The sequence below is a fragment of the Aquabacterium sp. G14 genome (assembly GCF_037482285.1).
Classification (GTDB): domain Bacteria; phylum Pseudomonadota; class Gammaproteobacteria; order Burkholderiales; family Burkholderiaceae_C; genus Aquabacterium.
Window position 1 is genome coordinate 1 of record NZ_JBBEYB010000032.1, and the last position, 6,915, is coordinate 6,915.

4 protein-coding genes are annotated in these 6,915 nt (G+C 61.7%); 3 read left to right on the plus strand and 1 reads right to left on the minus strand.

Features of this window, described 5'->3' with window-relative positions:
• The 3 genes from WIT60_RS16695 to WIT60_RS16705 all read left to right on the plus strand — a co-directional run.
• The coding region (locus tag WIT60_RS16695) for a type VI secretion system Vgr family protein (protein WP_339584956.1) at positions 1-2,199 on the plus strand (2,199 nt) is incomplete at its 5' end.
• A 109-nt stretch (positions 2,200-2,308) separates the two neighbouring features.
• Positions 2,309-3,217, plus strand: a complete 909-nt coding sequence (locus tag WIT60_RS16700) for a hypothetical protein (protein WP_339584957.1) — start codon at positions 2,309-2,311, stop codon at positions 3,215-3,217.
• Complete coding sequence (locus WIT60_RS16705) at positions 3,214-5,901, plus strand: T6SS effector BTH_I2691 family protein (RefSeq protein ID WP_339584958.1); 2,688 nt, start codon at positions 3,214-3,216, stop codon at positions 5,899-5,901. The genes WIT60_RS16700 and WIT60_RS16705 overlap by 4 nt, the downstream gene beginning before the upstream one ends.
• Here the strand turns inward: WIT60_RS16705 and WIT60_RS16710 are convergent.
• Positions 5,873-6,829, minus strand: a complete 957-nt coding sequence (locus WIT60_RS16710) for an IS1595 family transposase (RefSeq protein ID WP_103826989.1) — start codon at positions 6,827-6,829, stop codon at positions 5,873-5,875. The genes WIT60_RS16705 and WIT60_RS16710 overlap by 29 nt on opposite strands.
• Positions 6,830-6,915: the final 86 nt, after the last annotated feature.

A 6,915-nucleotide genomic window follows, 5' to 3' on the forward strand; every position in this document is an offset into this window, starting at 1 on the left:
GCGCCCAACGCGCAGCCCCGCATCCGCTACACCCAGCCCGGCGCCGTGCTCAAGGAAGACAGCATCACCCGCTGGCATGGTCACCGTCAGGTCGCGAGCACCAGCGTGCAGACCGCCAGCTGGGACTACCGCGCTGTGAACAGCCACAGCGCCAGCATGGACGCCGGTGCCGACCACTCGCAGCCCATGCCCCTGGTACACCACGACCAGCCCGGCACCTACGCCTACGAGACCCCGGCCCAGGCCGAACGCCGCGTGCTGATCCAGCAGCAAAGCCTGCAGGCCGAGCGCAAGCGCTTTGAAGGGGCGGCCACCGTGCGCACCTTGCAGCCGGGCACCACCTTCACCCTGCTCGAACACCCCGAGCACGACAGCGGCCTGGCCCAGGGCAGCGATGACGAAGCCCGCTTTGTGGTGCTAGGCGTGGTGCACCGCGCCCGCAACAACCTCAGCGCCGATGTGCAAGCCGGCTTGCAGCACCTGCTGGGCAGCGTGGTGCGCCCCGGCCAGCAAGCCGTGAGCGCCAACGCCAGCGACGAGCCGCTGTATGAAGCCCGCTTTGGCGCCCAACGCGTGAGCGTGCCGGTGCGCCCGCGCCTGATGGATGCGCAAGGCCGCCTGGTTCACACCCGCCCCACCGTGTGGGGCACGCAAACTGCGCTGGTGGTGGGCCTGGACGCCTCCGTGCACAACGACCGCGACGCCCGCATCAAGCTGCAGTTCCACTGGCAACGCGGGGCACGGGCCAGCCACCGCCTGAGCGCCCCGATGGATGACAACGCCCCGGCGTCCGACGCCTCGGGCACCTGGGTGCGCGTGGCCCAGTCATCGTGGGCCGGGGCCAACTGGGGCGGGGTGTTCATCCCGCGCCTGGGGCAAGAGGTGCTGGTGGAGTTTTTGGACGGCGACATCGACCGCCCCGTCATCGTTGGTGCCACCTACAACGGCGAAGGCCAGCCCGACGCCCAGGGCAACCGCGTCAACGCCGGCGCGGCTGGTGCCACGGGCAATGCTCCGGCGTGGTTTCCGGGCAGTGCACGGCAAGGCGCCCATGAAGGCCATGCCCACACCGCCACGCTCAGCGGCTTCAAGAGCCAGAGCCTGGACACCTCGCAAGCGGGCAGCGGCGAGCACAACCAGCTGGTGTTCGACGACACCCCCAGTCAGGGCCGCACCCTGGTGCACACCACGCAAAGCCAGACCTGGCTGCAAATGGGCCACCTGCTGCAACAGAGCGACAACCTGCGCCTGGCCCATCGGGGCCACGGGCTGGAGTTGCACACGCAAGCCCAAGGCGCGCTGCGCGCCGCACATGGCCTGCATGTGAGCACACATGCCCGTACGGGCGGCACCAGCACGGCCCAAGGCCAGCCCATGAACAGCCGCGAGGCGCAGAGCCAACTGCGTGGCCATGCCGAGCTGATGACGGCCCTGCACGCCAACGCGCAGACGCACCTAGCCAATCTACCGGGCGAGGCTGCGCCTGACAAGTTGCCTGCTCATGCTGCCTTGCAGGCCACGCTGCAAAGCCTGCGCGGCACGGAGCAATCGGGTGGTGGCAACTCGACTCACGCTGAAGGCGGGACATCTCAAGATGCCACGCGTGGCATTGACGGTGGACACGGCCAGATCCCGGCCACCGAACGGCCCGACCTGGTGATGAGCGCGGCGGGTGATATCGCGGCACTGACTCCCGCGCACACAGTGCTGAGCACCGGCCAGCACACCACCCTCACCGCCGCGCAAGACACCAACCTGCTGGCCCAACGCCACCAGGCCTGGGCCGTCAAAGATGGTATCAGCCTGTTCACCCGGGGAGAAGCCAAGGACAAGCAACGCGCGGTGCAGGACGTGGGCATGAAGCTGCACGCCGCCAGCGGCAATATGCGCACCGAAGCGCAGAGCGATGCCTTCACGTTGACCGCACAGAAGGCCATTGACCTGCAGAGCACGGCGGCGAACATCGTCATCACGGCACCCAACCGGATTGTGCTCAATGGCGGTGGCGGCTACATGAAGATCGAAGGTGGCAACATCGAGATTGGCACCAGTGGCAAGGCGAGCTTCAAGGCGGCGATGAAGGAGTTGACGGGGGGGGGAAGTGCGTCGGACCGCGTGGCGTTGAAAAAGACTGGCCTGTTGAGTGACTGTCCAACCAAGTTGCTCGATGCAGCCATGGGGGGGAGCAGTGCAATCTGAGGCGATGCAGCCATCGCTGACGACAACATTGGACAACCAGCCCTGCAACGCGGCAGAACTTGCCGCAAGTTGCAACGCTGGCGTTCCAACTTATATCCTGGTGGACCCGATGGCCGGCGAACCCATTGCTGTGGAGAGGGGCCCGAATGAAAGCTCAATAGCGGAAGTCATCGCTGCTCGCACCTTAGCATGGGGCAGAGAGGTGCAAGCAATCGAGCTAGCCCCCAACATCAATCTCCCACATGCACTCTATCCGTACCTAGTGCCATTGTATGGCCCAGATGATGTATGGCTGGCCGAAACCCTTGACATTGCTCATGCCGAGAGACTAGAGGCCCAGTCACAGGGCATTGCGGGCATGGGGAGATCTACGCAACGTATCGGCGCATGGGTTCACTCCAGCGCCCGACCAGAGGTTATTGCTGCAGCCATCAGTGATCTCTTGAGGTTGCGATGCGAATGCAGCAGCCCACTTCGCTACCAGCGATTAGCCGATAGCCGAGTGATGTTATGGGCGGCGCATATTGCGGGCAAGACTGCCGTGGGGGCCGCTCTGGGTCCGATTCAGCGCTGGAACTGCCTGAGTGCGTCGGGGCGGCTGATCGAAATTCAAGGCTGTCAGGAAGCTCCGATTCCTCTAAGGTGGACGACCGCGCAACTGCGTCAATTCCTGAAGGGAGAGCTTATTCACGCTGCGGCTGCCCGCTACCTAGGTGAGTTGAGTTTGCGCGGATTGGATGTGCTCCCAGCGGAAAGCACTCTACCAAACCGAGTTGATGCAGCTTTGTCAAGAGCACAAGAGATGGCCGTCACACTGCAACTGAAGGTGCTCAGGCCGGAGGACCAAACAGCGCTAGCAGCGCTGTTGTTGCTCCACGCTGAGCAAGCCGTCGAGTTGAGCTGTCGCGAAGCACTGTTTGTGTCAAACGAAATAGATTCGGAACCCATGTCCAGAGATCTCTCGCTGCACGAACTTGCGCCACATCTGAACGAAAAATTGTTTGAGAACTTCCCATGACCGTCGCGAACAGCCCTGATCAAACGTGCAAGGCCTGTCATCGAAGCAGCCTTTCCTTGTTGCTCTTACGTCCCAGTGCCATCGCCAAGGAACCAAGGCTCGCACCCGCTGGCGCCGACGCGGTTCGTGCAGGCGATGAGATCCAAGGCTTGGTACCAGGGCGCCAACCCACCGAAAGCCGCTACGCTTTACGGCTGCTGCGGGAAGGCTACGTGCACATGTACATCCCCAAGCCGCCTGCGGGCGTCAAGCCTTGGCAGGTGTATCGAGTGACGCCGACAGGCGATCTGATCGCTCAGGACAACCCCGTTTTCGTGATCAATCCGCAGCCGCCAACTTGCTCGCGCCAAGGGCACAACTCCGGCGGCATGAAGCTGCTGCAAATTCCGCAAGCACATGCTATCAACAGCGTGTGGATCGCATTCAGTGCCAACCTGTGGAGCGACGCACTGCGTGGCATTAACGCCGCCAACCCCAGTGCCATGCAAGAGGTGCACCTCAAAGCACCAGGTCCGAACAGCTTTCTCCCCACACCGCAAGCACTGCGCAGCAAGGTGCTGGAGTGTGCACTGCGCAACTACAGACACAAAGGCGTTGCCCGAAGTGCTGACAATGCGCCCTTGGACTTCCCGTTCAACGCGCTCCCGATATCGGCTGAAGAACTAGCTAGCCAGCTGCAGATGGCCGCCGCGTGTCACCCAGGTACCACAGGCAAAGAATTGGCCGTTGTACTGCGCGACCCCGCGGGCTTGGCTACAGAATTCAACACCATTCGACTGTGGCGCCACGCCCTGGCTGAATCGGCTTTGGCGGCCCCCGACATAGAGCAACCTCGCAAAGTCAACCAAGCCATCCTGACCTTGAAGCAAAGCCTGATCGCGAACGCGGAGGAAAAAGGATTACCACGAATCGTGCCATTGCAAACCCGTAGCGCTTACGAACGCAGCAGTTATCCGCCTGGTACACAGTGGCAGGCACTGACCGAGCAAGAGCGGGCAGCAGGCAAAGAGTCAATGGACAATGCCAACCTGCTCACGAAAGCATTTTTCTGGTTGGCTAGAACGGATCGCCTGATGGACGCCGATATCGGCCGAGTGCTGCGCCCTGGCTATCACACCCAGTTAGACGCCTGGGCCAAAAGAGAGGGGCGGGAACAGTGGGAGAAGTTCCTTGAGTTCTACGACGAGAATAAACGTCAACAGTGGCAGTCGGATCTCGAAAACAAGCATCAAGCCGAACATCTGGCCCCGCTGCAGCGCTGCGAGCAAGACTGGGATGTGGCACTCAACGACCCAATGTTGCTGAGCTACTTTGCCAGCCACTTCGATCAAGACGAAAACAATCATGCGGGCCAGGTGGCGCGCACCGGTTGCTGTGCAGGTGCGATGTATATGGCCGAGGTCGCTCGCTCGTTCGCCCCGGAGCCCAAAACGGCCGCTGCGCTAGAAACCTTTGAGAAGCAGCTAGACGCTGATTTCAGCTCACCTCGCGCCCTATTGCTGCGCGCCATGTTCGCCAATCAGGCATCCTTGTGGGAAACGTTGGAGAACGACAAACCAGACAAGGTAGTAGACTTTTTCAAGGGACTGATTGGAGAGGTCGCTGCAGCGGCCACCAAGGGCGGCAATGTACCAGTGGCCCCGCCGCTTGCTAGGCGCTTGGGGTGGTTGACGCAAGCCACCATGGGTTTCTCCGTGACCCTGATGGGTACCATCGCGGCCGTAGCCACTCAAGGCGTACACGACACGTGGCGTCGACACGCACAGGCCAATGCGCGTCAAGCGCTTCAAATCGACCCTAAGATTCTGCAGCGCCTGACTCGGGCCGAGGCCATGACCTGGGTACACCGCGCCTGCGAGTATGCGCTGCAAGCGCCCGCTGGTGTCGCGCCCAAAGTGCCAGTGTTGATTCATGCCAACGTCAGCCTTGAGACCTATGCTCAGATCAAGCGAGCACGGGGAGAGATGCTCAGCATGCGCGAGATTCGGGGCTTGACAGGCAAAGGACAGCTTACGCTGGCCATCATGACTGACACGGAAACCTTGCGTGAACTGCGCATATCCAGTGGCAATGCTACACGCGACCTGTCCCAACTGTCAGGCAGCACAGTGCACATCAACCAACAGGCACTCTCGCTAAAAACCGCTGCGGCGCAGGGCGGCATGCTGTCCTTGCCGTTGGCACGGTTCGTCCCGCTGTATGAAAAACAAATCAAGGAGGCGGCCAAGGCGACCGGCGCGCTACAAACCCTGGGTCGCCAGACTCAGCTCACCATGCTGAGTATGGACGGCCGATTGGCCGTCGGTACGATGATCGTGCAGGGCTTGGGCGCCTGGAAGGGACTGAGCCAGTACCTGAACACAGTCGATGCTGACAAGCAGTTTGACGCGATCCTCAGCATGGCCGACGGCATGGCTGGCCTCATCGGCGGCGCAGCCGACCTGGGAGCTAAATTCATGGAGGTACGGTTAGGCGCAGCGGCAGCCAACAACAAATGGCTGGCTGCGCCCCGTCTGGTTGGGGCAGTGATGGGATTGGCCGGGAACATTCTCAGTGCGTGGATGTGCATGCGGGAGGCGGACCGATTGAGGGCGCAAGGGCAGGAGCAATTGGCGTCTCGAATGGTTGGTGCTGCTCGTCTATTCGGGCTCCTGATTAGAAACGTGCCTCAGCATGCGACCTGACCGTCTTTTCCTTGATGGGCTTTGCTCTCACGACGTCGACGATGAGACTTGCGACCAGACCACGCAGATCGAAGCGGCGGTTGAACCTGTAGGCGAAGCCAGCAAGGTAGTGCTCGGCGTACTTGCGGTAGTTCAGGGCATGGAAGGCTCCGGCCAACGTGGTCTTGAGATTGCCCAGCACGGTGTTGACCCACTTGAAGCTGGGCAGGTCGCGCGGCTTGAGGGAGCCGACCACCATCGGGAGGTGAAGGCAACCGGCATCGGCCACCGCACTGAAGCAGGCCAAACCATCGCTGTGCACGCTGGTGCCCGGTGCCAGATTGGACTTGGCCCACTTGCTGATCGCTTCAGAGGTGAACCCTCTGACCACATTGAGCTTGATGAACATCGGATGCCCGTGATCATTGACCGAGACAGCCGCGACAAAGGGGACCTTGTTCTCGGAGCCCCGACCGACTTTGCCGCCTGTGCGCTCGCCTCCGAGGTAAGCGTCATCGAGTTGCACCGTGCCGCTGAGTTGGTGGGTGGCGTCTTGCGAGGCCATGGCCCGGTTGATCTTCTGATGCAACAGCCAGGCAGTGGGATAGCTCACGCCAAGCTGACGCTTGAGCGCCAGGGCAGACAGGCCGGTTTTGGCCTGACTGATGAGGTAGATGGCCAAGAACCAGGTCGTCAGGGGCAGTTTGGTGTGTGCCATGAGACTGCCTGCGGTCAGGGAGGTCTGATGCCGACAGCCATTGCACTGGAAGAGCTTACGGACACCGTGGCCGACCACATAGTGATCACTGCTGGAGCAGCGCGGACAGCGAAATCCCTCAGGCCAGCGCGCGGCCTTGATCGCTTCGGCGCACTGTGCCTCGGTGCCAAAGCTACGAAGGAATTCCGGAATCGACATGCCGTGCTGGAACTGAATCTGGTTGAAGGCCATGGTGCTCACCCCACTGTAAGAAGACCACAGATTAGTGAGTCACAAGCTCATGGGGTGAGCCTCGCTGAGGCAGGTTTCTAATCAGG